General features: G+C 60.2%; 22 protein-coding genes. 15 read left to right on the top strand and 7 right to left on the bottom strand.

Annotation, left to right across the window (positions count from 1 at the left end; genetic code table 11):
• Positions 1 to 38 precede the first annotated feature (38 nt).
• Together ASU33_RS07150 and ASU33_RS07145 are read left to right on the top strand one after the other, a co-directional pair.
• Positions 39 to 935, top strand: coding sequence for a YsnF/AvaK domain-containing protein (locus ASU33_RS07150; RefSeq protein WP_059069671.1), 897 nt, complete (start codon positions 39 to 41; stop codon positions 933 to 935).
• A gap of 216 nt (positions 936 to 1,151) precedes the next feature.
• A complete protein-coding gene (locus ASU33_RS07145; RefSeq protein WP_059069668.1) occupies positions 1,152 to 1,835 on the top strand; it encodes a hypothetical protein in 684 nt (227 codons plus the stop codon).
• 516 nt (positions 1,836 to 2,351) lie between these two features.
• On the opposite strand, the gene ASU33_RS07135 is transcribed toward ASU33_RS07145, so the two are convergent.
• A complete protein-coding gene (locus ASU33_RS07135) occupies positions 2,352 to 2,927 on the bottom strand; it encodes a hypothetical protein (RefSeq protein WP_059069664.1) in 576 nt (191 codons plus the stop codon).
• 369 nt (positions 2,928 to 3,296) lie between these two features.
• On the opposite strand from ASU33_RS07135, the gene ASU33_RS07130 reads away from it, so the two are divergent.
• Together ASU33_RS07130 and ASU33_RS07125 are read left to right on the top strand one after the other, a co-directional pair.
• Entirely contained in the window at positions 3,297 to 4,532 is a 1,236-nt protein-coding gene (locus ASU33_RS07130) for a porin (protein ID WP_059069662.1), read from the top strand.
• Positions 4,533 to 4,619: 87 nt separating this feature from the next.
• Entirely contained in the window at positions 4,620 to 5,837 is a 1,218-nt protein-coding gene (locus ASU33_RS07125) for a Gfo/Idh/MocA family protein (RefSeq protein ID WP_059069660.1), read from the top strand.
• A gap of 116 nt (positions 5,838 to 5,953) precedes the next feature.
• Here ASU33_RS07125 and cypC read toward each other — a convergent pair whose 3' ends face one another.
• The gene (gene cypC, locus ASU33_RS07120) at positions 5,954 to 7,267 is read right to left on the bottom strand and encodes a CYP152 family fatty-acid peroxygenase CypC (protein WP_078062948.1); all 1,314 of its coding nucleotides are present in this window, start codon (positions 7,265 to 7,267) and stop codon (positions 5,954 to 5,956) included.
• A 127-nt stretch (positions 7,268 to 7,394) separates the two neighbouring features.
• On the opposite strand from cypC, the gene ASU33_RS07115 reads away from it, so the two are divergent.
• The 7 genes from ASU33_RS07115 (at position 7,395) to ASU33_RS07085 (ending at position 14,451) form a co-directional block, all read left to right on the top strand.
• The gene (locus ASU33_RS07115; RefSeq protein ID WP_059069658.1) at positions 7,395 to 8,204 is read left to right on the top strand and encodes a cation efflux transmembrane domain-containing protein; all 810 of its coding nucleotides are present in this window, start codon (positions 7,395 to 7,397) and stop codon (positions 8,202 to 8,204) included.
• Between the two features lie 270 nt (positions 8,205 to 8,474).
• On the top strand, positions 8,475 to 9,323 hold the full coding sequence (locus ASU33_RS07110; protein WP_149867088.1) for a hypothetical protein: 849 nt from the start codon (positions 8,475 to 8,477) through the stop codon (positions 9,321 to 9,323).
• A gap of 112 nt (positions 9,324 to 9,435) precedes the next feature.
• Complete coding sequence (locus tag ASU33_RS07105; RefSeq protein WP_059069655.1) at positions 9,436 to 9,921, top strand: hypothetical protein; 486 nt, start codon at positions 9,436 to 9,438, stop codon at positions 9,919 to 9,921.
• A 176-nt stretch (positions 9,922 to 10,097) separates the two neighbouring features.
• Positions 10,098 to 11,390, top strand: a complete 1,293-nt coding sequence (locus ASU33_RS07100; protein WP_059069652.1) for a PAS domain-containing protein — start codon at positions 10,098 to 10,100, stop codon at positions 11,388 to 11,390.
• A 34-nt stretch (positions 11,391 to 11,424) separates the two neighbouring features.
• On the top strand, positions 11,425 to 11,781 hold the full coding sequence (locus ASU33_RS07095) for a hypothetical protein (protein ID WP_059069650.1): 357 nt from the start codon (positions 11,425 to 11,427) through the stop codon (positions 11,779 to 11,781).
• A 201-nt stretch (positions 11,782 to 11,982) separates the two neighbouring features.
• Positions 11,983 to 12,600, top strand: coding sequence for a hypothetical protein (locus ASU33_RS07090; protein WP_059069648.1), 618 nt, complete (start codon positions 11,983 to 11,985; stop codon positions 12,598 to 12,600).
• Positions 12,601 to 12,798: 198 nt separating this feature from the next.
• A complete protein-coding gene (locus ASU33_RS07085) occupies positions 12,799 to 14,451 on the top strand; it encodes a M28 family peptidase (protein ID WP_059069646.1) in 1,653 nt (550 codons plus the stop codon).
• An 83-nt stretch (positions 14,452 to 14,534) separates the two neighbouring features.
• Here ASU33_RS07085 and ASU33_RS07080 read toward each other — a convergent pair whose 3' ends face one another.
• From ASU33_RS07080 to gloA2, 3 genes are all read right to left on the bottom strand, one after another.
• Positions 14,535 to 15,419, bottom strand: a complete 885-nt coding sequence (locus ASU33_RS07080; protein ID WP_059069643.1) for a tetratricopeptide repeat protein — start codon at positions 15,417 to 15,419, stop codon at positions 14,535 to 14,537.
• Between the two features lie 238 nt (positions 15,420 to 15,657).
• On the bottom strand, positions 15,658 to 16,722 hold the full coding sequence (locus ASU33_RS07075; protein ID WP_059069641.1) for an alpha/beta hydrolase family protein: 1,065 nt from the start codon (positions 16,720 to 16,722) through the stop codon (positions 15,658 to 15,660).
• 36 nt (positions 16,723 to 16,758) lie between these two features.
• Positions 16,759 to 17,148 carry an SMU1112c/YaeR family gloxylase I-like metalloprotein gene (gene gloA2, locus ASU33_RS07070; RefSeq protein WP_059069639.1) on the bottom strand — a complete coding sequence of 130 codons (390 nt, stop codon included), beginning with the start codon at positions 17,146 to 17,148 and terminating at the stop codon, positions 16,759 to 16,761.
• 207 nt (positions 17,149 to 17,355) lie between these two features.
• On the opposite strand from gloA2, the gene ASU33_RS07065 reads away from it, so the two are divergent.
• The 3 genes from ASU33_RS07065 to ASU33_RS07055 are packed head-to-tail and all read left to right on the top strand — an operon-like array spanning position 17,356 to position 21,166.
• A complete protein-coding gene (locus ASU33_RS07065; protein ID WP_149867087.1) occupies positions 17,356 to 18,831 on the top strand; it encodes an AMP-binding protein in 1,476 nt (491 codons plus the stop codon).
• Between the two features lie 6 nt (positions 18,832 to 18,837).
• On the top strand, positions 18,838 to 19,983 hold the full coding sequence (locus ASU33_RS07060) for a DUF3419 family protein (protein ID WP_059069635.1): 1,146 nt from the start codon (positions 18,838 to 18,840) through the stop codon (positions 19,981 to 19,983).
• Complete coding sequence (locus ASU33_RS07055; RefSeq protein WP_059069633.1) at positions 19,976 to 21,166, top strand: aminoglycoside phosphotransferase family protein; 1,191 nt, start codon at positions 19,976 to 19,978, stop codon at positions 21,164 to 21,166. Before ASU33_RS07060 ends, ASU33_RS07055 begins: the two co-directional genes overlap by 8 nt.
• Positions 21,167 to 21,492: 326 nt before the next feature.
• On the opposite strand, the gene ASU33_RS07050 is transcribed toward ASU33_RS07055, so the two are convergent.
• Positions 21,493 to 22,563 carry a hypothetical protein gene (locus ASU33_RS07050; RefSeq protein ID WP_059069631.1) on the bottom strand — a complete coding sequence of 357 codons (1,071 nt, stop codon included), beginning with the start codon at positions 22,561 to 22,563 and terminating at the stop codon, positions 21,493 to 21,495.
• Positions 22,564 to 22,785: 222 nt separating this feature from the next.
• On the opposite strand from ASU33_RS07050, the gene ASU33_RS07045 reads away from it, so the two are divergent.
• A complete protein-coding gene (locus ASU33_RS07045; protein WP_059069629.1) occupies positions 22,786 to 23,964 on the top strand; it encodes a tail fiber domain-containing protein in 1,179 nt (392 codons plus the stop codon).
• Positions 23,965 to 24,000: 36 nt separating this feature from the next.
• Here the strand turns inward: ASU33_RS07045 and ASU33_RS07040 are convergent, their stop codons facing one another.
• A complete protein-coding gene (locus ASU33_RS07040; protein ID WP_059069628.1) occupies positions 24,001 to 26,571 on the bottom strand; it encodes a PEP/pyruvate-binding domain-containing protein in 2,571 nt (856 codons plus the stop codon).
• Between the last annotated feature and the right edge of the window lies 1 nt (position 26,572).

The following is a 26,572-nucleotide window of genomic DNA, read 5'->3' as shown; positions in this document are numbered from 1 at the left end:
CTTTACCCAACCCAACCAACAACCCTAATCCTAGTACCATGGCACAAACCGTAATTGGCATGTTCGACGATGCCAACCAAGCCCGACAAGCCGCGCAACAACTCGAAAGCATGGGTGTAACGCGCGACCACATAGATATATCGGCCCAGAACACCACGGGCAGCACAAGCACAAGCACTACCAGCAGCACCAACGACGACAGCATCAGCGGCTTTTTCCGCTCGTTGTTCACCACCGACGACGAAATATCGAAGTACTCCGAAGTGGCCCGCCGCGGCGCTATGGTAACCGTGCACGCCACCGATCAAACCGAAGCCCAGCGTGCCGCCGAGGTGCTCGACCGCTGCGGCGCCGTTGACGTGGATGAGCGCGCCCAGCAGTACCGCAGCGGCTGGACGGGCATGGGCGCCCAAAACATGAGCCAACAGCAGAACATGACGGCCGGCACCGACACCACCGCCAGCGGCATGAGCAGCCGCGACATGGTAGGCCGCGGCACTGATATGACGGATCAGTCGATTCCGATTATCGAAGAGAATCTGCAAGTGGGCAAGCGCGAAGTAGAAACCGGCGCCATGCGCCTGCGTAGCCGCATTGTGGAGCGCCCCGTGGAGGAGCACCTGCGCCTGCGCCAGGAGCATGCCTGGATTGAGCGCAACCCCGTGAACCGCCCCGCCTCGGAAGCCGACATTCAGAACTTCAAGGAAGGCGAAATGGAGATTACCGAGCGTGCCGAGGTGCCCATCGTGAACAAGGAAGCCCGCGTGGTGGAAGAAGTGCGCCTGGGCAAAGAAGTAGAAGAGCGCGAAGAAACCATTCGCGACACGGTGCGCCGCACCGACGTGGACGTGGAGCGCCTAAACTCCGACGACCCCATGCGCCAGCGCCGCATGTCATCGGACGAAGATGACGTAAACCGCGGCTCCGGCCTCTAGTTTATTCTTAGTTAAACAATTGCTTTAGCTTACCTCGAAGCGGCAGCTGGTTTTCCGGCTGCCGCTTCTTGTTGTTGGCTGCCCAAGGTAGTTGCGCTTGGCAGCACCTAGGGCAACTCGGCCTTAACCGCACTGCACAGAGCACGTTTAGCCAAATGGCACCGGGCTGTAGGCCGCAACACCTCTTGCCACCCAAGCACAAGAGGAATACCACTTATGTACCGTGCAGTTTACCCCTGGCTGGGCCTGCTGGCCTGCACCGCTTGGCCACACCTAGGGCAAGGCCAACAACGCGTTTGGGAGGCCGCGGTGTCGGGTGGCGGCGCCCTCAATGTGCCTTCGCCGCTGCGCATTTATCAGCGCGAGGTGGCCACCCTTAGGCTGCGGGCCCGCTACCGCACCGAGCCGTTTCGGCCGCCCGTGTACTACGATGTGCGCCTGGCTACCTGGCGTGGCAACCAAGGCTGGGCGTTGCGCCTTACGCACCACAAAATCATTTTGCGCAACCGCCCGCCCGAGGTGCAACGCTTTTCCATTACCGATGGCTTCAACCTGGTTACGCTTACGCGCTTATGGCAGCGGCACGGCTTTACGTGGGCTGCCGGCGCGGGGGCCGTTATTACCCACCCCGAGTCGACGGTGCGCAACAAGGCTTTTCCGGAGCGTGGCGGGTTGTTTGGCACTGGCTACTTTTTATCGGGGCCGGTGGTGGAGGTGGGCATTGCCAAGCGCTACACCTTTGCGCCTAGGTGGTTTGTGCAAGCCGAGGCCCGGGCAACGGCGGCGTACGTGCGCGTACCCATCGAAGACGGCCACGCCAACGTTACCAACCTGGCAGTGCACGGGCTGCTCGGCGTGGGGTTCCGCATCAGCAATCCGGCCACCACGCAAGTACCCTAGCTGGCAACGCACGAGTTGATATGCTCCGTCTAGGGAAGAACAGCCATTCGATTGTATAAGCTATGTTCCTTCTAATTGAGCAATATTCTTGCTGCCCGAACCAGCTTTTCCCTATTCTCCAACCCCAAAAATGTGTTTGAGCGCCTCGCCCAACAACTGCTCAATGCAGTTAGGCGAGTCAAGCTTGACTCAGGAACGTCATGTCGAGCCCAAGCGAGACATCTCGCGTGCTGACGCTAGGTATTCATTGCTATCTGGCCAAATTTCTGACCCTGCTTGGAATGACGTGCTTAGGGTGAACGAAGCGGGAGTAAAGCTTAACTACGCCGGCCTGCGGCCCGACGTGGCTACGCAGGCCGGGCTTCCAGACACTCGTTTACATATCATTGAAAACAAAAGCGCTGCGGCGCCGAAAATCCGGTGCCGCAGCGCTTTTGTGTATTGGCATGTACCGCTTGTTGGCGGAGCAAAGCCCTAGGTGGCCGGGCGGCAAAGCCCCCCAGCCGGGTTGTGTTATTAGTCGTTGTTGCCGGTTGCGCCTTCGTCGGTGAAGGATTTGCTCGACGAGGGGCTCGACTTGATGCCGCTGGCGGCTTCGCGGTTCAGCGAGGCATCGGCTTGGCTGCCTTTTTGGCTCGAAGCCGACTTTTGCGAGCTGCTACCTTTAGCGCTGGCGGTGCTTTGCTGCGAGCCGCGGCGCTGGTTGCTGCTGCCCTGCTCTTCTTCGCCCTGGCCCGAGCGGCTGCCCGTCAGGCCCGATTTATCGGCGAGGTTGCTGAGGCTGCTGCCCCACGACGACCACTTGTCGCGCGTGAGGGCTACAAACGCACCGGCGGCTAGTACGCCCAGCGAGGCGCCTACCCACGTGCGGTTATTGCCGCGCGAAATCCAGCTGTTGCCTGACGACTGCTCGCGCTGGTTGTCGGCACCCTGGCCGGTGGCCTGTACGCCATGCTTGCTGCCGTAGTAGCTGCCCGATGACGACGAGGACGACGAGTTATCTTGGTCGCTTTGGCCGCTGCGGCTTTGGCGGTTGGGTTCAAATTCGAGATGACGCGCTTCGTGGCGATTTTGGTCGTTGGAGGTTGCCATAAGTAAGAAAAGTTAATTTCAGTATCGATTATGTCACATACCTACGCAGATTTCACGCTGAGGTAACAACTCAGTTAAATTTTTTATACGAATGGTGCTGTACCTTTCTTTTGGCTCAACTACGCAACTTGTTGCCATTCAGCCTTAACCGAAGCGCGCCACTGCAATGCCCTGATACATAGGCGGCGCTGCTTTTTTGGTCTGCTGGTCAGTGTAAGCCTTACCTAGGGCCTGTGTCGGCACAACCCAACTCATTCAGGGCAAACCACAACTTCGGGTGTTTGGCAGGCGCATCGTAACACAGGCTTAACAGGCCCTTGACCTAGGGGTAACAGTAAATGCCTCACTTTGCCCCGAGGTTGTTTTTGCATGAAATATCTGTTAAGCGCGATGCTGCTGCTGGCCATGCCAGCCCTCGGTCAGCAGGCCGATACGACGCGGCAGGCAACGGCGGTTCTGCCTTCGGCCAGCCAGCCCGAGGCACGCAAAAAAGAATGGTTTGAGGCGGTGTCCATCAGGGGGTACATGCAGCTGCGCTACAACCGCCTGCTCGAAACCAACCCCCAGCTGAAGTGCGAGCAGTGTGACCGGTCGTGGGGCGACAACGGCGGATTTTCGTTTCGGCGCATCCGGCTGATTGTGTACGGGCAGCTGCACCCGCGCGTGTACTTTTACCTGCAGCCCGATTTTGCCAGCACGCCCGGCGGTAGTAACACGGGGCAGTTTGCGCAAATCCGCGATGCGTACTTCGATTTGGGCCTGAACGCCACCAGCACCTGGCGCCTGCGCCTGGGCCAGAGCAAGGTGCCCTACGGCTTCGAGAACATGCAATCGAGCCAGCAGCGCCTCCCCCTCGACCGCAACGATGCCTTAAACAGCGCCCTGGCCAACGAACGCGACCTAGGTGCGTTTGTGTACTGGGCGCCGGCCAGCATCCGGAAGCGCCTTGCCACGCTGGTGAGCGAAGGGCTAAAAGGCTCGGGCGACTACGGCGTGGTGGGGTTTGGGGTGTTCAACGGGCAGGCCGCTAACCGCTCCGAATTAAACAACGGCCAGCATTTGGTTGCCCGCGTAAGCTACCCCATTCAGATTGGTAGCCAGATAATTGAACCGGGCGTGCAGGCGTACACCGGCGAATACACCTTAGCCAAAGACCAACTCTCGCCGCGCGTAAAAGTTCGCCCCGACCTCACCTACCCCGACGACCGCGCCGCCGCCACGTTTGTGCTCTATCCGCAGCCCTTTGGCATTCAGGCTGAGTACAACGTAGGGCGCGGCCCCGAGTTCAACGCCAGCACCGACAGCATTGAAACGCGCCGGCTGCACGGCGGCTACGCCACGCTCAGTTACCGCGCCCGCGTGGGCCAGCAGCAGTTTTACCCCTTTGTGCGCGGGCAGTACTACCAAGGCGGCAAAAAGCACGAGCGCGACGCCCGCAGTTACTCGGTGCGCGAGCTAGAGGTGGGCGTGGAATGGCAACCGGTTAAGTTTTTCGAGCTGGTGCCGATGTACACGTTGTCGTCGCGGCGTTTCGAGGATTTGCAAACCAAGGGCAACCGGCAGCGCGGCGGTTTGCTCCGCCTGCAGGCCCAACTCAATTTCTAGGCCAGCGCTTAGCTTGCCCAACGTCAGCTCGGGCACAACCTTATACCGGCGGCGCAGGTAAGTGCTGATGCACCAATCAGTATTGCCATGCACCTAGGTTTCAGCAACTTCGATCCGGCTTTTGCCGCGTCGCGCCGCGATTTTGTGCGCACCCTTTCGTTGGGCATGGGCGCCACCCTGCTTGGTCCGTCGGGCCTAGCTTCCCCTCTCAGCTCGTGGTTTGATGCGGAGGTGGGTTATGGCCCGGCGAGTTTGGCGGCGCTGCAGCAAGGCCGCAAATTGGGTGTAGCACTGGTGGGCCTGGGCAAGTACAGCACCGGGCAGCTGGCGCCGGCCTTGCAGCAAACGCAACTGTGCCGCTTGGCGGGCGTTGTTACGGGCACTCCGGCCAAAGCCGCTAAGTGGAAGCAGCAATACAACCTGCCCGAGCAGAACATCTACGACTACAAAACCTTCGACCGCATTGCCGATAATCCCAACATCGACATTGTGTACGTGGTGTTGCCGGTAGGCATGCACGAAGAATTTACCGTGCGGGCGGCGCAGGCGGGCAAGCACGTCATCTGTGAGAAGCCCATGGCTATTTCGTCGGCGGAGTGCCGGCGCATGATCGAGGCCTGCCGCAAAGCCGGCAAAATGCTGAGCATCGGCTACCGCTTGCACTTCGAGCCGCACCACCGCGAAATGATGCGCCTAGGTCAGCAGCAGGTGTACGGGCCGGTGCAGCGCCTGCTGGCCGACAACGGCTTCCGCTTCGACAACGACACCCCGTGGCGCGTGGATAAGGAGCTAGCCGGCGGCGGCCCGCTGATGGACCTGGGCATTTACTGCCTGCAAGGCGTGGTATACACCAAGGGCGAGCTGCCGGTATCGGTTACAGCTAAGTACACGCCCAAACCCAACAACAACTTGTTTAAGGAAGTGGAAGCCGGCATCAACTGGCAACTGCAGTTTACCGATGGCAGCGCAGCCGATTGCCGCACCAGCTACGCCGAAAATATGAGCAGCCGCCTGCGCGCCGAGGCCGCCAAAGGTTGGATGGAACTGCAGCCGGCCTTCGGCTACGGCGGCATTTCGGGTCGCACCAGCCAAGGCCCCCTGAACATCCAGAACGTGCCGCAGCAAGCGCGCCAGATGGACGACTTTGCCAACTGCGTGCTCAACAACCAGCCCACCCGCGTACCCGGCGAAATGGGCCTGCGCGATATGCAGCTGATTGAAGCCATTTACCGCGCCGCCGACACCGGCCAAAAGGTGCGCATCGAGGGCGTGCAGAACATCATTGATAAGGTGAGCAAGGGTTAGCAAGCATCCGGTAGCGCGGGCTTCAGCCCGCGTTTTCTGGAACGGTGCTCGTCAGGGCAGTTCCGCGCATTAGCCAATCGTTCTGGCAAACGCGGGCTGAAGCCCGCGCTACACACCTAGGGCCGGGTAGCATGGTACGGGCAACCACCCGCACCAGCAGCCCCGGCGGTTTCTATTTGCCAGGGCGCATCAAGCCGCCACACGTTGCGCATGATGAATTTGCTGCGCGGAAACGTGGGCATCCGCGACAGGCTAAAGCTTAAATCTTGCTCGGGCACTTCGTAGGCCAGGTTTACGAGCCATTGCACGGCCTGCTTGGCTACCTCAATGGTAATCCACTCGCCGGCACAGCGGTGGCCCGTCAGGAAGTCGCCGCCGCCCTGCGGAATGAAATCGAACGGGCTGCCCTGCCAGTTGCGGAAGCGGTCGGGCCAGAAGTCGTCGGGCCGCTGCCACTGCCGTTCGTCGCGGTTGGTGCCGAATACATCGAGCAGCACCAACGTGTTCTTCGAAAACTGGTAGCCTTGCCACTCGAAGTCGTGGCGTACGCGGGCACCCAGGAATGGAGCAAACGGATAGTAGCGGCGCACCTCCTGCACAAACAGCTCGAGGTAGCCCGGCTCGTGCAGCAACCTAGGGCGGCTTTCGGGGTGCTCGTGCAAGGCCAACGCAGCAAACGTAATGTACCAGGCAATGGCCACGATGGGCCGAATCAGGTTAATCAGCTCCACGGCGGCCATGTGCCGGCTTAGCGGCTTGCCCTCGGGCGTGCGGTGAAAGGCTACGGCGTAGGCAGGCGAGCCTTCGGGCACGATGATTTCGACGCGACGCACTTTGTCAATCACCCGCATAATCCATTTTTCGGAGCGGCGGCGGGCGGCCCGGCCGCGCCAGTGCCGCGGGGCCATGGTGCCGAAGGCGTCAACCATGGTAGCAAAATCGGCAGCCCGCTTGCGCACGTTTTTCTGGCGCAGCGGTACGCCGGCCCAGGCGCACGCCCCGCTGCACAGGATATCCTGCACTTCTTCGAACAGCACCACCTCCTGCTGGCCTTCCCAGCGGGCTACGGAGCGGCGCCACTGCTCGTGCAGCCGATCGAGCAACACCTGAATGCTGGGCCGCGTCATCACCGACATAAACATTGCCTTGCGGCAGCGGTGCTGCTGGTCGTCGAGGGTTTGCACGCCGTTTTCGCCGAGCAGCGTTTTCTGCACGGGTTTGGGTATGGCGCCTTTGCGCGCAAAGTACTCGTCGTTGTAAAACAACTGCGCTCCTTCGGCCCCGTGCAGGCAAATGGTTTTCAGGCCGAGCATGCGCATCTGAAAAATATCGGTGCGGTAGCGGCGGCAACGGTTGAGGATAAACGGAAACCCCTCGCGCAGTAAATCGAGGGAGCTATCGAAGGCAGTATCGCGGGGGATGGGGCGCATGGTAACAAGCAATTGGAACAACGGAATAAGGCACTAGCCGCCGTACACCTGACGGCCGCTTACAGTACGGCCACCTGCCCCGCAGGATACGTAGAGCTACCTAGGCTTTCCGCACCCCGTTTCTGCCATGGATAAATCGGTTTTTCATATCGCGCACTTGGATTGCGCCGCTGAAGAAAACCTGGTGCGCCTGCACTTGCAGGAAGACCCCGCCGTGCACGGCCTGGCCTTCGACCTTGCCAAGCGGCAGCTTACCGTGTACCACCTAGGGGCGTTGCCGCGCATTACGGAGCAGCTGCACGCCTTGCACTTGCAGTCGTCGTTGGTGCATTCGGCCGCAGCTGCCGAGGCCCCACTGCCTACCCCGCACAGCAACCGCGAAGCCCGCCTGCTGTGGCTGGTGCTGCTCATCAACTTCGGGTTCTTTTTGCTGGAGGTACTGGCCGGTTATATTTCCGACTCGATGGGCCTGGTAGCCGACAGCCTCGATATGCTGGCCGATGCCCTGGTGTACGGCCTTAGCTTGTGGGCCGTGGGCAGCAGCGCCGTGCGCAAGCGCAGCATTGCGCGCGTAAGTGGCTATTTTCAGCTAATGCTGGCGGGCTTGGGCTTGGTGGAGGTGCTGCGCCGCTTTGTGGGCTACGAGGTCATGCCTGATTACCGGCTGATGTTGGGCGTATCGGCTCTGGCGCTGCTGGCCAACGCGGCGTGCCTGTACTTGCTGCAGCAAAGCCGCAACCGCGAGGCACACATGCAGGCCAGCATCATCTTCACCTCCAACGATGTGCTGATCAACCTAGGCGTGATGGCCGGCGCCGTGTTGGTGCGCGTGTTCGACTCCAACATCCCCGATTTGGCAGTGGGCACCGTGGTATTTGCGCTGGTATTGCGCGGCGCAGTTCGCATTCTGCAATTAGCCAAACCGGCTGCCGCCTAGGTAGGCGGCAGCCGGCTCAATGCTTCTTATAATCACCAGTTCATCAGCAGCTTACTCGCTGCTTCTGTCGCGCTGACGCTTCTTTTCTTCCTTTGCTGCTTTCTTCTCTTTATCCGTTTTAGCGGGCTCCTTTTTCTTCTCTTTGCGAGCGTTTTGCGACTTAGCCATGGCCGGGAGGGATTTTATGTGGGTAGGTTTGGTGTTCGTAACGCAAGGCAACAAGCGTGTGTTGTGCCGTGCAGGCGGCGCCAGGCATTTTAACTACCAAGTATGACGCGGAAACAACGGGCATTTGCAAGGTACTGGTTGGCGGCCGCATTGCTTGGCTCCGCCCCCGCTGCGCAGGCTTGGGCACCCGTGCAGCCGCTCGAAATTGCCAAGCGCTTTGTAGCCAAAGGCCAGTGGGCGCGCATGAAGAGTTACCTGTGCTGCGAAGTGGCCCAGCAGGCCCGGGCGCAAACCCTAGGTCAGCAAATACCCGCCAACCTGGAGCGCAAGTGCCAGCTGCTGCAGCAAGACGACGCCTCGGCCGTAGTAGCCGTGGAACTGCGCGACACCGCCAGCACCGCCGACTTTTACCTGCATTTTGTAAAAGAAGCCGACGACTGGAAACTGCAGGCCGTGCGGGGCCTCTCGAGCACCAACCTGGGCCAGCAGATGCTGCAGTTGATGCAGGGCATGCCCGATGCCGAGGTAAGCCGCTACAACCAAACCCACCCCGATGCCGACCACACCTTTACAGTTGAAAACCTGAAGCTGTGGGTGGGCGCCGATGCCCGCCTCATTGAGCATTTCAACCGCAACCGCGCGGGCTTCGAGGGGGTGGTGCGCACGGTGCAAACCCGCGGTTACCTCGCCGAGCCCACCCAGGAGGCCGAGCAGCAAGCCAATACCGATCCGGCCATCAAAACGCAGCTCCAGCAGCTTTACATCCGTCGCCTTACGCGCCGCATCACCAATTGCGGCTCCTGCCTGGAGTTCTTGATCGGGGGCGTTACCAACGATACCGTGGGGTTTCTTTATCAGCCCGACCCTGCTGAGGTACCCGCCATGGATCCGGGGCGCATCATCGTCATTAAGCCCCTAGGTGGTGGCTGGTACCTGTACAAAACCACCTAGGGTCCTGTAGCGCGGAAAACCAGCAGCCCGCTCGGCCGTAACACATGCTAGCAAACGCCATGCGCGCGTTGCTTCTGCTCCTCTTCCTCTCACCAAAACCCCGTCCACAACCATGGCACAAACTGTGATTGGCGTTTTTCCGAACGCCGATGCCGCCCAACGCGCGGCCGACCAACTGACGCAAAGCGGGTTTGCCGACGCCGACGTTGACATTTCGCAGAGCTCCACCGTTACGACCGAAAACCCCACGGGCGAGTTTGGCGAGAACGATGCCTTCCACCGCTTTTTCCGGGCGGTGTTCAGCGGCCACCCCGATTCGGATACCCACACCTACGCCAACGCTGCCCGCCGCGGCTCGGTGGTAACGGTACACACCCACACCCTGGCCGAAGCCGAGCGCGCCCGCGACCTACTCGACCACGCCGGCGCCGCCAACGTGCACGAAATGGGCATACAGCACCGGGCCATTGGCGAGGGTGGCACGCCCGTGCCCGACCCCGACCGCCTGCTGCCCGGCCAACAGCGCGCCGAAAACTGGACCTCGCAGCGCAGCCGCATCGTGGAGCGCCGCGTCGACGACGATTTGCGCCTTCGCTAACCCCACGTAGCGCCTACTTCTGGCTTCTGCGTCTTATCAGCAACCTTCGCCTGCGCATTGCGTTACGGCGGAGGTTGCCGCTTTTTACAGTAGTTTCGGAATAGGCCGCAAAGTAGCTTTGCGGGCAGCTGCTATCTGTCGCCAGCCGCGCATTCCTGTTTCTGTTCTTGCATTTTATGCCCGCCGCGCTTCCCACTTCTGTCGATTACCAACACCTTTTTCGCTCGCTGCCCGATGCCTTGCTGCTGATGGGCCCCGACGGAACCATCCTCGACAACACCGATGCCCACGTGGCGGCCTCGTTGAAGCCCCGTGAGGAAGTGGTTAACCGGCACCTGTTCGAAGCCTATCCTTCGGTTGATCAAAACCAGGGCGACGAGATTGAACGTTCGCACGAGCACGTACGCCAGCACCTGCAGCCGCACACCATGCCCGTTATTCGCTACGATTTGGCGAAGCCCGATGGCGGCCTTGAGGAAATGTACTGGCAGGCTACGCACTACCCCATTTTCGATGCCGATGGCAAGCTGCAATACATTTTGCAGCGTACTCAAAACATAACGGAGCAGTACCAGGCCGCGCAGCGCGCCCAGGAGATGCAGACGGCCCTGAACGAAGCGCAGGAATACGCACGCTTTGTGCTCGGGGCAGTGCCCGTGCTGGTAAGCAGTTCCAAACCCGATGGCCGCGCCGATTACTTCAACCAACGCTGGACGCAGTTTACCGGCCTCACGCAGGAGCAGCTAATTGCTGGCGAGTGGGTAAATGCCATTCACCCCGAAGACCAGCAGCGCCTTGCCGACGACTGGGAACGGGTGCGCTACTCCACCGAAGAGTACCAGCACGAGTACCGCTTGCGCCGCCACGACGGCGAGTACCGCTGGATGCTGATGCGCACCGTACCCCGCCTCGATGCAGAGGGCAACATTATCCTGCGCGTGGGCGGCAGCATCGACATCAACGAGCAGAAGAAAATGGTGGAAGAGTTGCTGCTCGCCAACGAAGAGCAGGCTACCCTCTCCGACCAGGCTTACCAGAGCTACCAGCTTATGCGCAGCCAGCGCGAAACCTTCCACAACCTGTTTATGCAGGCGCCGGCGCTCATTTGCATTTTGCGCGGGCCCGAGCACCGCTTCGATTTCGTGAACCCTAGGTACCAGCAACTGTTTCCGCACCGGCAGTTGGTGGGCCGCACCGTTGCCGAGGCCCTGCCCGAAGTAATTGAGCAAGGCTTTGTTGGCATTCTCGACGGCGTATACCAAACCGGCGAAACTTTCTTCGGCAACGAAGTACTGATCATGCTCGACCGCGACGGCAGCGGCGAGCTTACCCCTTGCTACATTAACTTTACCTACCAACTCTTCCGCGAAGGCGAAGAAAAAGCGGGCATCACCGTCTTTGCATTCGAAGTAACCGACTTAGTAAACGCCCGCAAAGCCTTGGAGGGCAGCACCAACACCGCCTCCTAGACTTTACCTGCTCCTACGTCCTACCCCGTTCCGTATGGATATTTCCGCCCTGGACTTCCAGCAAGCCAGGATAAAGCAGGTGCTCTTTAAATCGCGGCTGCGCTCCGTGCTCTACGGCGTGCGCGAAGCCGACGCGTCCTTATTCGACATTCGCCAGAACCCCTTGGGCCAGTGGCTCGATGCCGTGGTGAAGCCCAAATACCAAGCCCCCGAGGTATACGAAATTGAGCGTGTGCTGCAGCGCATGCTCGATGCCGGCCAGGCCTTGGTGGCGCAGTACAAGCGCGGCCAAATTGAGGAGGCCCGCGCCGGTCTTAGCCAGATTGATCAGCACTCCGACCGCATTGAGCTGCTATTGCAGGCGCTTGAGCGCACCAACAGCGCCGCCTAGCGCACATTTCATTTTCTGCTCTTTATTAAGGCCGGCACAGTGGTTTGCCGGCCTTGCGTTTTAAGCCACTTACCAACCGTGAGCCCGCAGGCATTTCATAGCCGGAAGACTATAATTTTTGCGGTCTATATTCTCTTTTTAAGACCTTTTAACCTAGTTTTAATGCCACTAAACCACCACACCTCTCGGCCGCGCTAGGCTATGATTATTTACGGCAGCAATTCTTCTCATTTACTTACCGAGCCGGTGCCCAATGCTGAGTGCCACAGCTGCGGCTCGCCCGATGCGCTGCACATAAGCGTGTTGGGGCGCTACGCGCATATATACTGGGTTCCGCTGTTCCCGTTTGGCAAAACGGGCGGGTCGCACTGCGGGCATTGCCAGCAAGCATTACCCGCCAACGAGCTGCCGCTTCAGCTGCGCCCGCACTACGAGGCGGCAAAAGCGCGTGCCCGTGTACCCAAGTGGCACTTTGCCGGTCTGGCGCTGCTCGCACTGATTATTGCCGGCTCATTCCTGACGGATTACCTCGACCACCGCGACGATCAACAGTTGCTTGAGCACCCCCGCGTAGGCGACTTGTACCACGTGAAAACAGACGAGCCCGGCTACTACACTTTGCTGAAGGTGGTTGAGGTAAACGGCAACAGCCTGCGCCTGCAGCAGAACACGTACCAAACCAACCGCCAAAGCGAAGTTGCCAACCTCGACAAACGCGAGAACTACGACGACGAACCCTTCGACCTGACTCAGTACGACCTGCAGATTATGCAGCATCAGAACAAGCTGGTTGATGTGGTGCGCCCCAGCAGTAAGTAGCGGCGCTTTGGCGCGTGGCAGAACACAATGCGCAGCAGTTCCGGGCGTACCCGGGGCTGCTGTGGCGTTACAGGGTGTTGCAGCCACCTGGGGCTGCATGCCGTGCCGCTCCTAAAAACCACCACCAATAGGCGCCCGCGTGCAACCTTCGGAGCCGTAGCCAGTACCTTTGGCATTCCATACACCTTTGCTTTGCCAATGGCCTTTTTCCGTCCGCTGCTCGTTGTGGGCAGCTTGCTTATCCTTGCCGGGCCCGCTGCGGCTCAGTCGCTCACCGTCGATAAAAAAGTGGCTGCAGCCGTGGGGCAGGTTCGGCCCGACGATATAAAAGCCCACATCCAATACCTCGCCGACGACAAGCTCAAAGGCCGCCAGCCCGGCACCGAGGGTTATCAGATGGCCGTCGACTACGTAACCAAGCAGCTGAAATCGTACGGCGTAAAGCCAGCCGGCGAAGACGGCTCGTTTGTGCAACGCGTGCGCCTGCGCCGAGCTTTTCTAAAACCTGAAAGCAGCTTTGCCCTTAGCGCTGGCACGGCTGCCGCTACGCCGCTGGCTGCCGGCCAGGACTTCGTGTTCTACCCCAACCCCGAGTTGCCCAGCGTACAGCTCGAGGCGCCGCTGGTGTTTGCTGGCTACGGCATTTCGGCCCCCGAGCTGGGCTACGACGACTACGCCGGCCTCGATGCCAAAGGCAAAATTGCGGTAATCGTGCGCGGCGCCCCCAGCTCGTTCCCCTCGACGGTGTCGGCCGCCAGCCAAGACCTAACCATGATTATGCAAAACGCCGTGCAGCACGGCGCCGTGGGCGTGATTGTGGCCTCAACCAACCCCAAAGGAATACTGCCCAACCTGCGGCGCGGAGCTTACAGCGTGCTCGGCACCAACGGCAAAGTGGCAGCTTCGCGCAGCTACGCTACCGGCGTGCAAGTGCTCGGCAACATCAACGCAGCTACGCTGCAGCGCTTGTTTGTGGCGGCCTCCTCCGATACCAGCCGTGCCCTTTCGGCCCTGCGTGCGGGCAAGCCGGTGCCTACCTCCCTTAACAGCACGGCTAAGCTGAACTTTAACTCTACGTACCAGGATTTCGACTCCTACAACGTGGTGGGCAAAATCACGGGCTCCGATAAGGTGCTGCGCGACGAGTACGTGGTGCACTCGGCCCACCTCGACCACATCGGCATCAGCACGCCCGTAAAAGGCGACTCCATTTACAACGGCGCCCACGACAATGCCTCGGGCGTGGCCTCAGTGCTCGAAATTGCCCGTACCTACTCGCGCATCAAGCAAAAGCCCAAGCGCAGCATTTTGCTGGTGCTGCAAACCGGCGAAGAGCTAGGCCTGCTCGGCTCGGCTTATTTTGCCTCGAACCCCACGGTGCCCAAGGCCAAGATTGTGGCCGACGTAAACACCGACATGCCCACCATTATTGCGCCGCTGCTTTCGGTAGTGCCCCTAGGTGCCCAGCACTCCTCGCTTTCCGAACCCGTTGACCGGGCTGCCGCCTACCTGGGCCTGACGGTAGAAGCCGACCCCGAGCCCGAGCAAAACCGCTTCATCCGCTCCGACCAGTACAGCTTCGTAACGCAGGGCATTCCGGCGCTGCATATCAAGTACGGCAACCGTACCACCGATGGCCAGAACAACCTCAGCCAGCTGGTGCAAAAGTGGCGCGCCGAAACCTACCACAAACCGCAGGACGACATCAACGGCCTGTTCGACTTTGAAGCCGGCAAAAAGTACGTGCAGCTAAACTTCCTTATCGGCTACCAAGTAGCCAACGAGCCGCAGCGCCCCACCTGGAAAAAGGGCGACTTCTTCGGCGGGCGTTTCGGCGGCAAGTCGCTTTAAGCGCCAACTATCCTGCTTCTACAACAAAGGGCCACACCGTTGCGGTGTGGCCCTTTGTTGTTGGGGTTGCGGCAACTGAGCACCTAGGGTTTCACGCTAATCTCGATGTTGTATTGCTTGGCCTTGCTCATAAACAAATCGAGTTGGCCTTTGGCTTTCATGTGTCCATAAAGCACCCCCACCAGCTTGCTGCTGTCTTCGCGGTAGGGCGAGTCAGCATCGACGTACAGTTGATGAGCCCTGAACAGGTTGTCGAGCGCCACTTCAAAGTCTTCGCTCAGCATGGCCATGCGCCCCACGCCAAAGTACCCCTCGGGGTCATTCGGGTGGTGTTGTCGCAGCAGCTCGTAATACTTCAGCGCGTTGGTCCAATCCTTCTTTACCGAGTATACCACAGCCGTATTCAGCAAGGCCAGGTTGCCTTCGGGGTACACGGCCAACGATTTGCCGTAGGACTCCAGCGCTTTGTCGTAGTCGCCGAGTTGGCGGTGGCAAATGGCAATGTGGTCGAGGGCGTACACGAACTGCTTATCGGCCTCGGCTGCTTTCTCAAACTGCTTGAGGGCCGCTTTGTAGTCTTTCCGTTTCAGCTGCTTGTTGCCTTCGTCGTAGTACTTGTTGGCGGTTTCGGAGGTTGATAAGCGGTAGTATTGGGCCTCTTTTGCGTTGGGCTCGGCGGCGGCAGCTTGCTGGGGTTTTGGTTGAGCATCGAGCACACGCTTCACCTCGGGGCACACACTGGGCAACAGCTGAGCTGCCTGTTTGATGTTACCTTGAATGCCTTCCACCGTGTTCATGGTTTCCCGATCCTTGGCCGAGCCGTTTGCCATAGCCGTAACCATGCCTTCGGGCAAGCAGCGTTTCAGACGCTGCTGCAGGGTATCAACATTGGCAATGGTACCTAGACAGTTGCAAGCGGCGCTAGCGGTGCGCTCGGGCAGCGACTGCGCCGTGGCGCTGAGACACATTAGTATAGTCAGGGTTAGGCCCAAAAGCAGGTGTTTAATACTCATACTCGGTATAAAAGTGGGCTGCTGCTGCAGCAAGTGGCAATAGATAGCTCGAAATAAACAAGTCGCTGCTCCAAGGCAGCCCTTACCGTTTGCCAAAGCAAAGCACAACGGGTACATCAGAATACAAGCGAGCGAAAAATGCCCGCCGGTGCTCCTGAAGCTGGTTCCTGTTGTGTATCTGCGCGCCGCAGACCTAGGGTGTTACACCATCGTTCCGTTCGGGCTTCACCGCATTCATCGGTTTGCCCTCTACCCAACTGAGAAAATCCTGCGCCACGTCGTCCCAGTGGTACTGGTTTTCATAATCGACTTTGCCGTCCTTGAAGCCGAAGAAATTGTGCTCGAGGCCGGGATATTCCTTGAAAGACACCCGCGTGTTCCGCTCCCGTATCATCTCCAGCCGCAGGTAATCGCAGAAGGGCGCGCCGGCGTCGCGGGTGCCGTACACCACCAGCACGGGCACGCGGGTTTTGCGCAGGTACTGCATGGGCGGCTCCGAAAAGGAGTAGGTGGTTTTGGGGGAGTCGCCGGGGCCGCAGGTTACTTCGCCGGGCTTGTCTACGATCTGCTGCCAGTTGCGAAAGGCATCGTCGGCGCTGACTGTGGGGTCGGCGTTGCGCTGCTGGTTCACCATCGTCGACATCCGACCTAGGGGGTTGCCGCTGAGGTACACCACGTGCGTGAGGCGGCGGCTGGTAGCGGCCATTTTGGCTACCACGTTGCTCCCTTCGGAGTGCCCGGCTACCACCACACGGCGGCTATCTACCCAAGGCTGATTAACCAAGTACCTGAGCACGGTGTTGTTGCGAGCCACGTAATAATTGAGGTGGTTGCGCTGGCAGTAGGCAGGGGGGGGCGCCTGCGTTTGGGGCTCGAAGTAGCTAAGGTTGCGTTGCAGCTCGGTTTGCTCGGCCAGCACCGGTATGCCCGGCTTGCCGATGATAACCAAGTGGTAGGCATCGGTATACAACTTGGGCGTGAAGCCAAACCAATTGTAGGCCCCTTTGGCATGCGGCACAATCAGCGGCCGGGGCAGCGAGCCTTGCACCACTAGCAGCAGGGGTTTGCGCCGCTGCTCCTCACCCGGCTTCGACATCACGAGCACGTCCACGGTATCGCGCCCGAAGGTGGTGCGCAGGTGCCGATAGCCGAAATCGGCGGGCGTTTTAGCAGCAGATTGGGCTTGAGCAGGCAACAAGCCCCAACTGCCCAGGAGTGCCGCAACCAGCAATAGCCGTTTAATTTGACGACGCATCATAACACATACAATCACACGGATAACCCAGACCCGTACTCACACCTCGTATAGCTCGAGCGGCAGTCCATCGGGGTCGAAGAAAAAAGAGAAACGCTTGCCGGTGTACTCATCGGTGCGCACGGGCTCGTGGGCTATTTGCAGCCGATCAAGTTCGGCTAAAGCAGCATCGAGGTTGGGCACTGCAAACGCCAGGTGGCGCAGGCCGGCTGCCTCGGGTTGCGACACGCGTGGCGGCGGCGCCGGAAAGGAAAACAGCTCAATCAGGTACTGCTCGCCCAAGGCCAGATCGAGCTTGTACGACTCGCGTTCGGCGCGGTACACCTCACGCACCACTTTTAGGCCCAGTACTTCGGTGTAGAAGCGCTTGGAAGCCTCGTAGTCGGAGCAAATAACGGCAACGTGATGTACGTGCGCGAGCTGAAGCATGCAGCAAGTTAGGCGAACCTCCTGGGCCACATACCCCAGGAGGTTCGCAACAGCATAGCGCTTCATAAAATCTAAATATCTGATTTTAAACCCAAATACCTCATTCAAACTCGATGCAAAGCCATTTTTGTGTTCTTATCAAAGTGTTCTGAAAAGTCAGAAACGGGCCGTTATTCGACGCTGTGGTGTGCTACTAATTTCACAGCTTTGGTCATCGGATTTGCCGCCCCAATTGCCATGCCTTTGCCCAACTTCTACCACCACATTCACCGTACGCTGCACCAACAAGCCGAGCAGGTGCTGTTGGTGTGGCCAGGCGGGGCTTCGGCAGGCCACAGTACCTCCTATACCGGCCACGACCTAGGCCTGCGCATTGCCGCTTACCAGCACTTGCTGCGCGGCCAAGGCGTGCAAAGCGGCCAGCCGGTGCTGCTGGCGTTGCCCGTTGGCGCCGAGCTTATTTGCGGCTTGCTCGCCATTATGAGCCTGGGTGCCGTGCCGGTGTTGCCGCCCGCCGGTACGTCGGCCGTGGGGTTGCTGAAGTTGCTGAAGTTGCTGCGCCGCAACGGCGTTGGCGCCGCGCTGGTGCCGAGCAAAGGCGCCCGGCGGTATGGTTGGCTGGCGCGCGGCCTAGGTTTGCGCTTATTCGGGGCGCCCAAGAACGTAGGCACCAACGAGTTGCTGCTGCCACAAGCCGTGCCGGCTACGCAGCCGGCGTTGGTGTCGCACAGTTCGGGCTCCACGGGGCAGGCCAAGGCTATTCGGCGCAGCCACGCGGTGCTCACGGCCCAGCACCAGGTGCTGAAGCAGGTATTTCCGCCGTGGCAGGGCCAGCGCGACTTTCCGCTGTTTCCGAACATCCTGCTGCACAACTTATCGGTAGGTGCTGTGAGCGTACTGCCCGATGTACCCTGGGGCCAGCTTGCCAAGCTGGAGCCTGCGCGCGTGGTGCAGCAGCTGCAGGCCACGCAAGTTGAAACCCTGACGGGCAACGTGTTCTATTTCGCGGCGCTGTGCGGCCACCTCGAGCAACACCCTACGCCCCTGCCGCACGTGCGCGCCCTAGGTGTGGGCGGCTCGCCGGTGCCCGAGAGCTTGCTGCAGCGCCTGCGCAGCTGTTTTGCTGATGCTGAGGTGTACGTGATTTATGGTTCTTCCGAAGCCGAACCCATTGCTGTTCGGGCGGCCGCCACTGCCCCCAACCCGCGCGGCGGCTACTGCGTGGGCCCGGTGCAAGCCGGCCTGAGCTGCCGCCTGCAGCCCCTAGGCGCGGTGGAGCTGCCCAACGGCAGCAAGTACCCGGTAGGCGAAGTGTGCGTGCAAGGCGCGCACGTGGCCGCTGAACCCGGCGCGTGGCTGCACACCGGCGACTTCGGCTACTTCGACGCGCAAAACCAACTGTGGCTTACCGGCCGCCAAGGCAACGAAGCCATTCACCTAGGCGTGCAGCACTACCAGGTTGAGCACGTGCTGCACATGCAAGCGGGCGTTGAGCGCGCCGCAGCCCGTGCCACCGCGGCGGGTTTCGACATCTACTACCAAGGCACGGCCTCCGAAGCGGCTGTGCGAGCGGCGCTGGCTCAACATTTTCCGGCGGGCCTTTGCAACCGCGTACTGCCCCGGCGGCATCTGCCTGTAGACCGCCGTCATCTGTCCAAGATTCTCTACGACCAGCTCCGCTAACACCTGATGCACTCCGAATTCTATAACGTAGCCCTCGACCGCATCCGCTACTCGCTGGTGTGGGAGAGCAGCGCCACCCTTTGCCAGGCGCTGCAACTGCAGGCCACCGACGACGTGTTGGTCATCAGCTCGGCCGGGTGCAATGCCTTCAACGTGCTGTTGCAGGAGCCGCGCAGCGTAACGGCCATCGACCTGAACCCGGTGCAAAACCACCTGCTGCGCTTTAAGCAGTACCTCGTTGTTCACCACGAGCCGCAGGTGCTGCGCGCATTGCTTGGTCTTGATGGCCCTGCCGCCGTGCTGCCCACCTGGCACGCCATCGAGCCTACCTTGCCCGAGGAGCTGCGCGCCTACTGGGCACCGTTTTTCGAGAGCCACACGGCGGGTATTCTGCCGGCGGGCCGGCTCGAAAGCTACCTGCTAGGTTTTCTGCCCACCCTCAGCCCCGAGCTGCAGGCCAAGGTGCGCCAGCTAGCGGCGTTCGATAGCCTGGTCGAGCAACGGCGCTGGTTTATGGATGAGCTGCACGGCACTGCCTTCGAGGATCAGTTTATTAGCTACTTCGACGATGCCAATCTGAGCCGCGGCCGCGATACCAAGCTGTTTCGCTACGCGCCCGAATCGGGCGGGCAGGCGTTTTACCGGCGCTTGGTACGGCACGCTTCCACGGAGCTGCTGCGCGACAATTTCTTTTTCCGGTTCTTCTTTTTCGGACCCGAAAACCTGCCCGAGGCCATTTTGCCGCCCTGCTACCAGCAGCAGAATTTCTACCGACTGCGCGCCCTGCTGCAGCAAGGCAAGCTTACGGTAGTTACTGGCGAGGCCACCGAGTTTTTGCTTTCCGAAGCGGGCCAGCACATCAGCAAGGCCAGCCTTTCCAACATCTTTGAGTACGTGAGCCCGGTGGAGTTTCAGCGCACCAGCCGCGCCCTCATGAGTCGGCCGCAGCAACCGCTACGCCTCGTGTTCTGGAACCTGCTGCAAGAGCACGCCTCCCACGTGGTGCCCGGCGTGCCCCTCGACCGCGCCACCTCGCTGGCCCTAGGTCGGCAACCCGGCGCATGCTTTTACTTCCGCGATGTGCGCGTGCTCGATACCGCACTGGTACCTACTCCTGTTTCAGCACCCGTTTTGGTTTCGGCCCATGCATAGCGCAGCCCACTACTGTTCCGCGGCTTTCATCGAAGAGCTGATGCAGGCCCATGCGCCCGAGCGCGGCATTCGGGTGCACGAGGTAAGCCCCCTCCCGCTCGATAACTCGGCCAGCATTTTGGTGGTGCTCACGGCCGGCCAAACCAACCGCCCGGTGGGCCACTTTGGCCTGCGCGTAACGTTTGAGGCCGATGGCCAGCTGCTAACGCGCGACATGGTGCTGAAGCTGAAGCCGCCCGGCCGCGAGGTATCGGCCATGCTCACGAGTTTGGCCCAGGCCTGCGGCGGCGAGCTGGCGGCGGTGTACCCCGCTTACGCCGCCCGCACCGGCTTCTTCCACACCCACCAGCGCGAGCTGCAGGTGTACGCCGAGCACGGCGCGGCAGCCCTGATGCCTACCATTTGGGGCCTGCACCACGACCAAGCCCACGACGTACACGCCATCTTGATGGAGTACCTCGCCGATGTGGAACTGCTGAACTCGGTAATGGCGCCCGAGCACTGGACCGACGAGCACCTGCGCGCCACGCTTGTGCAACTGGCCGAGTGGCATGCCGCCCATCTGCAGCCCGGGCACTCGCGCACTGTTTGGCCCGATCAGCCCTCCGAGGAATACATGCAGGCGCTTGCCCCGTTGTGGGAAGCCTTGCTCGGCAATGCCGCCACGCACTTTCCGGAGCTTTACGGGCCTGCACATGTGGCTGATTTGCAGCAAGCCATTGGGGCCATTCCGGAGTATTGGGCTGAGCTAGCTGCGCACCCAAAAACGCTCGTTCACAACGATCTGAACCCGCGCAACACCTGCTTCCGCCGCACAAGCCTAGGTCTGCAGCTGTGCGCCTACGATTGGGAGCTGGCCACTTACCACGTGCCGCAGTACGATGTAGTGGAACTGCTGTCGTTTGTGCTCGATGCCGACCGCTACCACCTGCGGCCAGTGTACCTGGAGTTCTACCGCCAGCACTTGCATGCCTTAACAGGCCTGTTTCCGAACGCGGAGGAGTTCAACCACATTGCCGGCTTAGCCGCCCTCGATTTCGGCCTGCACCGCCTAGGTATGTACATGATGGCGCACACGGTGAGCCCCTACCCCTTCTTGCCGCGTGTGGTGCAGAGCTATTTCAACACCCTATCGCAGCTGCAGCCCCTACGCTCCCAAGCACAAGTGGCGCAAGCTTCTTAGCTCCAGGTTGCTTCCAACGTTACAGTCGCGACTAAGATTAGAATCTATAGCTAGCTCCCCTCCTCAGATGAATTCCGCGCCTGTAGCGGCGTGGGTTGGGGGTAGTTGATGATCGTTGTTTACCAAGGCGGCATGCTGAGCCCCGCCGAAGCATTTCTACCGCTTTGTTTGGCAGCTGTAGCGCGAACTTTGTAGTCTGCAGCCCCCAGATACATTTCTCCGGTAATCTCGACCTAGGAACAGAAGCTACTATCCGAGGACGCGGACTACAAAGTCCGCGCTACTGCGGTGCCGATTGTGCTGGCAAACGCGGGCTAAAGCCCGCGCTACAACTCCTTACCGAATAACGCATACTGCGCCACCTCGTAATCGAGGCCATCGGTGAAGTGCAGGGAGTAGTTGCCGGTGCGCATCAGGCAGAAGATTACCTCCTCGTACCGCTCGCGGAAATGCACCATGCCGTAGGCTCCCATGTACGACATCAGCCCGCGTTGGCGGTAGTCGGGGTGCACACCCACGGTTTTGGCCAGCAGTACTTTGCGGGGCAGCTTCGCAAAATCGCGCTCGAATACAGGCTGCTCGTTGGCGGGCAGCTGCAAGGCCTGAAAGTTCGGGTGGCAGAAACTCAACGCTGCCAGTTGCCCGTTAGCCTGGTCACGAAACAGCACCGAGGTGTACGGGCACAACCGCTCGGCATAACGGCGGTTGTAGAGCAACCTAAACTGCTCGAACGAAACCGAACGGTAAGCCGGGTTGGCCCCAAAAATGGCTTGTACCAGCTCATAAATCGCATGCTCGTACTGCTCCCAGGTGTCGGGCGTGAGCGGAATAAAATCGTACGGAATCTTGCCCAGTTCGCGCAACAACATATCCTTATCAGCAAACACTGCGAGCACGGTTTCGGGCCGGATCAGGCGGCTCTCGAAGGTGCTGACCGGCTGGAAACCTAGGCCCATGAGGAGTTCGGGGTAGTACACGGGATTCACGGGCTCCCGGTCGAACTGCCCCCACGATGGCACGCCACCCAAGCGAAGGCGGTAGGCGTGGTAAGTGCTGAAATTCAGGGGTCCTACTAACCGGCTGTAGCCCCGCTGGCGGGCCTCCTCGGCCAAGGCAGCAAAGGCAGCTTCGTTGGAGGAGGCATCGTTAACTGTTTCCCAAAAGCCGAAGTACGCCTCGGAGCTGTTCTCGGGAAATATGCCAGCCAGGCGCAGTGTTGCATCAGCATCCCCGAAAAGAACGATGTCGTTTCGCTCGGCCTCGTGCGCGAAAAGCTGCTCGGTTACGGCAGGGTTCTCGTCGGGCCGGGAAGGTTGATTTTGGTAAACGCGCGCCGGCACCTGCCAGAACCAGTTGGGTAGTTGACCGTGGTAGGGTATGCGGAGCAGTTGAGCCATGGCGGGCGCAAGGTAGATAAGGCAGTCGGAAACATATCTGGCCCAACCACGCCAGCGTGCTGCGCGCCTGTGCCATTTTTTGCACAGGCACAATAACGCTAAATAATCATATTGACAGCACGAATAAATACATATTCCTTGACTCCTGAATTGTCCGATTATTCACGTTATCCCTTCAATCCTATGCGAAGCAACACACCCTGGGCCTATGCCCTACCCCTTTTGGCTAGCTCTGCACTGGCCGCTTTGTGGCTGAAATCTACCAGCAAAAACGGCCGGGCCAACGGCCAGGAAAAGCGCAGCAGTAAATCAGCTGAATCATCTTTTGAATCACCAATTTTCGATATCGGCAATGCAACGGTAATTGGCAGCGGGCAAGAACTGGCCCCCGGCTCCGTGGGGGTAGGCATTACAGCGCGGGGAGGACTTAACCTAGGGCAAAACAACGGCCGCAACCTATACCTGGGCTACCGGAGCGGCCCGGAAACGGCCCCTACCGCTGCCGACGGGACTTTTAATACCAATGTTGGCGTGCTTAGCGGCCGTAAAAACACCTCGGGCAGCGACAACACATTTGTAGGTTGCGAAAGCGGCACGGCCAATACCACCGGCATCAGCAACACATTTTTAGGGCGCAACAGCGGCAAAGCCAACAACACCGGCAGCGCCAACACCTTTACCGGATCGGCCAGCGGCCAATCAACTACTTCAGGAAACAACAACACCTTCGCCGGGGCCAGCAGTGGCATCAGAAACACCAGCAGCAACGACAATACCTACCTAGGTGCTGCCAGCGGCTTCAATTCGACGGGAGCCTGCAATACCTTCGTGGGCTCGGGCTGCGGCATAGGCAATACAACCGGCAGCAACAACTGGGCGTTGGGTTTTCAGGCTGGGCCTACCGAAGGCAACCTGCAAAACTGCGGGGCCATAGGTTACCGGGCTCAGGTGGGCCAAAGCAACAGCCTAGCCCTAGGTGGCACCGGCAACTTTGCGGTGCGGGTAGGCATCGGTACGCCCATGCCACAGGCTACATTGCATGTGATAGGCAACATACAAGCCAGTGGCGCCATCGAGCAGGTTTCGGATGCACGATACAAAACCCAGATTCGGCCCCTCGAAAACGCCTTGAGCAAGGTGTTGGCGCTACGCGGCGTAAGCTTTAATTGGCGAGCCGGCGAGTTTCCGGAGCAACGGTTTTCCGACAGACCGCAGCTTGGATTTGTATCGCAGGAGGTAGAAACGCAATACCCAGAGTTGGTGAGCGAGGACACCCACGGCCGCCAAAGGCTCGACTACGGGCGCCTGACGGCTGTGCTGGTAGAGGCCATTAAGGAACAGCAACTACAGCTTGAAACTTTGCGAAATGAACTAGCAGCCATGCGAGCTGGCAAAGACTGAACCGCCGTGTCCGGAAGCAAATAAACCAGCCTACCGCTACAGCAGCTCAATTTCGCCGGAGGCACCATCGAGGCGCACGTACTGGCCGCTATGCAGGCGTTTGGTGATGTTCGGCACGTTGATGATGGTGGGAATGCCCAGCTCGCGCAGCAGAATAACCGAGTGCGAAAGCGACGAACCTTTTTCGATGATAACGCCGCGGCAAGCCGGAAACAGCGCCGCCCAGCCCGGGTCGGTACGTAGCGCGCACACGATTTTGCCGGCCACGCCTAGGTTGTCGTCGGGCGAGGTGATGACCAGCACCTCGCCGCTTACCTGGCCGGGGTAGCAGCCGGTGCCGCGCATCAGTGCTTCGCTGGTTTCTAGGTACTCGACTGGCGCGAGCGGCGGCGAGGGCACCACCACGCGGGCGGGCACATCGGCGCGTTGGTTGGCACTAAACTCCTGCTGACGCGCGGCCAACGTTGCCGGCAAATCGGCCAGGAAACCAGCTTTCAGGGTAGTGGTGGCTTCGTCCTCAGTCAGGAAAAAGATCTGCCGAGGTTGTTGGAGCAGCCCCGCGGCCGCGAGCCTTTCGCCCATGGCCAGGTACAAGGCCCGGTACATGCCAAAAAGCCGGGTGCGCTCTAGCCGCAACGATTCGCGGTTGCGAATGGCTTGTTGCAAACGTTGGAGCTGACGGCGCACCTGGCGCTGCTGCAGCCACGATTTGCCATGCAACAAGGCCTCCACTTCGGCCTGCGCCTGGCTGAGCACTTGCTGGCTGCCGTGGGTACCTAGGGTAGCTGGGACCTCAGCGCCCAGGTAGTTGCGCAGGTATTGGTAAAATATCTGCGGGTTGGTGCGCATGGTCTGGGTTTCGAGCTTTAGCTCGCCCACGGTACGGTCGCCGTAGCCGCTGATAAACTCGGCTACCGCTTGCGCAAACTCGGGAGCCAGCTGCTGCACCTGTTCGGGCAAATCGCTGCGCTGCTCCAAAATGAGCTGGCGCAAGGTGGCATTTGGGCGTACCATATCAGCCAAGGCCAGCATGCGCTTGGTGGGCTGGGTGCTGGCCAGGTCCTGGTCGCCGGCCAGGTACCGGCGCAGCAGCTCTTCGGGCTCGGCGGCGCCGGCTTTCTGCAGCAGGCGCACGGCGCGCCCGTTGATCATCATCACATAGAAATCGTTGACGATGGGCGTACTCCAGTTACCGAGCAGTTCATCGTCGAGGCGGGCTTTTTCGGCCAGGAGCGCGTCGGCACTAAAGTGGCTTAGCTGCAGCCTGTAAAAGCGTTGGTAATGCTGCTCGAAGCGGGCATGAAACGCCTTTACGGCAGCATCGAGGCGCGAAAAGGCCCACATCAGCCGCGATAGGTTTAGCACCAGCCGCGGGGACATGCGCAACTTGGCGGGCAAGCTTTTCTCCTGCGTCTGCACAAAATCAACGGGTTCTTCCAAGCCCATCATGCGCTCCATATCGGCCTTGTTTTGCCGAAACGAAGGCAGCAGCTGCAGGCCGCGGTACCAATTGTTGATGTTGTAGTAAATGCGGCCCTTCACCAAGCCCAGCAGCTGCGTTACCACAGGTTCCTGGGCGGCAATTTCGGCCGCGGGCAAACCCAGGGCGTGCATGGTTTGGCGGTACACCGTGGCGTAGGCCCGCTGGGCAAAGCTGAACGTGAGCGGCGTGGTTACCCCGCAGTAGCTTTCCTGGATGTTGGAGTTATCGTACACCACCACCTCCGGAATGGGCTGCGTGATGGGCCGCGCCTGCACTATCCACAGCTGCTCGCCTTCCGCCACAAACTCCACATCCTGCGGGCCACCTAGGGCCTGTTCCAGCTGCGTACCGATGCCGAAGAGCTGTCCTAGGTGCGTGGCACTGAGGCAAGGCTCGTGCTGCTGGGCTGCTGGAACGGCCTGCATGATTAGCCCACCTTCGGGGCGGGTCATTAACTGCTGGTCTTTGCTGGCAATGGTTTGCCGGTGCACTTGCCCGGTTTGCTTGCTGAAGTAGAATTCATCGGGCGCTAAGGCGCCGCTCACCAGCCCTTCGCCAAAACCCCAGACGGCGTGTACGGCCAGCTCTTGCGGGTACTCGGGGAAGGTGGAAAACAGCACTCCGCTGGCCGCGGGCGCAATTTGCCGCTGAATGATGACGGCTGGCCGCGCTGCCAGTGGCAAGCCTTTTTGCTGTCGGTAAGCCACGGCGCGCTCGGAATAAGCACTGGCGGCACAGCGGGCAATGGCCTGCTCCACGGCCTCCATCGTAGTCAGGTTCAGAAAGGTATCCATCAGCCCTGCAAAGGCGGCATGCTGCCCGTCTTCGTCGGCCACGGAAGAGCGCACCACTACGGGCTGCGACGGAAAATTCCACTGCTCGAATTGGGCCACGAGCCTGGCGCGGTCAGCCTCGGCTATACAGAATTGCAAGAGCTTTTCGCGGCGTTGCTGCAGGGCAGCTGCATCGGTACCGATACCTAGGAGCAGCACATCGAACTGCTCGGCGGGCAGCACCACGAAATCGGGCACGCGCATGCCTACGGCTTGCAAACGGTACAAACCAGCCGCTTTGCCGCCCACGGCGTAGCGTAGGGGCTGCGGTTCGGCGGAGGTCAGGATCATG

The organism is Solirubrum puertoriconensis (assembly GCF_001483135.1).
In the GTDB taxonomy this organism is placed as follows: domain Bacteria; phylum Bacteroidota; class Bacteroidia; order Cytophagales; family Hymenobacteraceae; genus Solirubrum; species Solirubrum puertoriconensis.
Note: the sequence above shows the minus strand (reverse complement) of the source record. Positions and strands in the feature narration are given on the sequence as shown.

Coding starts and splice junctions, on each gene's coding strand:
- ASU33_RS07110 (WP_149867088.1), top strand. CDS start 8,475: ATGACGCGGAAACAACGGGCATTTGCAAGGTACTGGTTGGCGGCCGCA.
- ASU33_RS07055 (WP_059069633.1), top strand. CDS start 19,976: ATGCATAGCGCAGCCCACTACTGTTCCGCGGCTTTCATCGAAGAGCTG.
- ASU33_RS07080 (WP_059069643.1), bottom strand. CDS start 15,419: ATGTGTCTCAGCGCCACGGCGCAGTCGCTGCCCGAGCGCACCGCTAGC.
- ASU33_RS07130 (WP_059069662.1), top strand. CDS start 3,297: ATGAAATATCTGTTAAGCGCGATGCTGCTGCTGGCCATGCCAGCCCTC.
- ASU33_RS07150 (WP_059069671.1), top strand. CDS start 39: ATGGCACAAACCGTAATTGGCATGTTCGACGATGCCAACCAAGCCCGA.
- cypC (WP_078062948.1), bottom strand. CDS start 7,267: ATGCGCCCCATCCCCCGCGATACTGCCTTCGATAGCTCCCTCGATTTA.
- ASU33_RS07145 (WP_059069668.1), top strand. CDS start 1,152: ATGTACCGTGCAGTTTACCCCTGGCTGGGCCTGCTGGCCTGCACCGCT.
- ASU33_RS07075 (WP_059069641.1), bottom strand. CDS start 16,722: ATGATGCGTCGTCAAATTAAACGGCTATTGCTGGTTGCGGCACTCCTG.
- ASU33_RS07100 (WP_059069652.1), top strand. CDS start 10,098: ATGCCCGCCGCGCTTCCCACTTCTGTCGATTACCAACACCTTTTTCGC.
- ASU33_RS07040 (WP_059069628.1), bottom strand. CDS start 26,571: ATGATCCTGACCTCCGCCGAACCGCAGCCCCTACGCTACGCCGTGGGC.
- ASU33_RS07050 (WP_059069631.1), bottom strand. CDS start 22,563: ATGGCTCAACTGCTCCGCATACCCTACCACGGTCAACTACCCAACTGG.
- ASU33_RS07125 (WP_059069660.1), top strand. CDS start 4,620: ATGCACCTAGGTTTCAGCAACTTCGATCCGGCTTTTGCCGCGTCGCGC.
- ASU33_RS07085 (WP_059069646.1), top strand. CDS start 12,799: ATGGCCTTTTTCCGTCCGCTGCTCGTTGTGGGCAGCTTGCTTATCCTT.
- ASU33_RS07115 (WP_059069658.1), top strand. CDS start 7,395: ATGGATAAATCGGTTTTTCATATCGCGCACTTGGATTGCGCCGCTGAA.
- ASU33_RS07105 (WP_059069655.1), top strand. CDS start 9,436: ATGGCACAAACTGTGATTGGCGTTTTTCCGAACGCCGATGCCGCCCAA.
- ASU33_RS07090 (WP_059069648.1), top strand. CDS start 11,983: ATGATTATTTACGGCAGCAATTCTTCTCATTTACTTACCGAGCCGGTG.
- ASU33_RS07095 (WP_059069650.1), top strand. CDS start 11,425: ATGGATATTTCCGCCCTGGACTTCCAGCAAGCCAGGATAAAGCAGGTG.
- ASU33_RS07135 (WP_059069664.1), bottom strand. CDS start 2,927: ATGGCAACCTCCAACGACCAAAATCGCCACGAAGCGCGTCATCTCGAA.
- ASU33_RS07060 (WP_059069635.1), top strand. CDS start 18,838: ATGCACTCCGAATTCTATAACGTAGCCCTCGACCGCATCCGCTACTCG.
- gloA2 (WP_059069639.1), bottom strand. CDS start 17,148: ATGCTTCAGCTCGCGCACGTACATCACGTTGCCGTTATTTGCTCCGAC.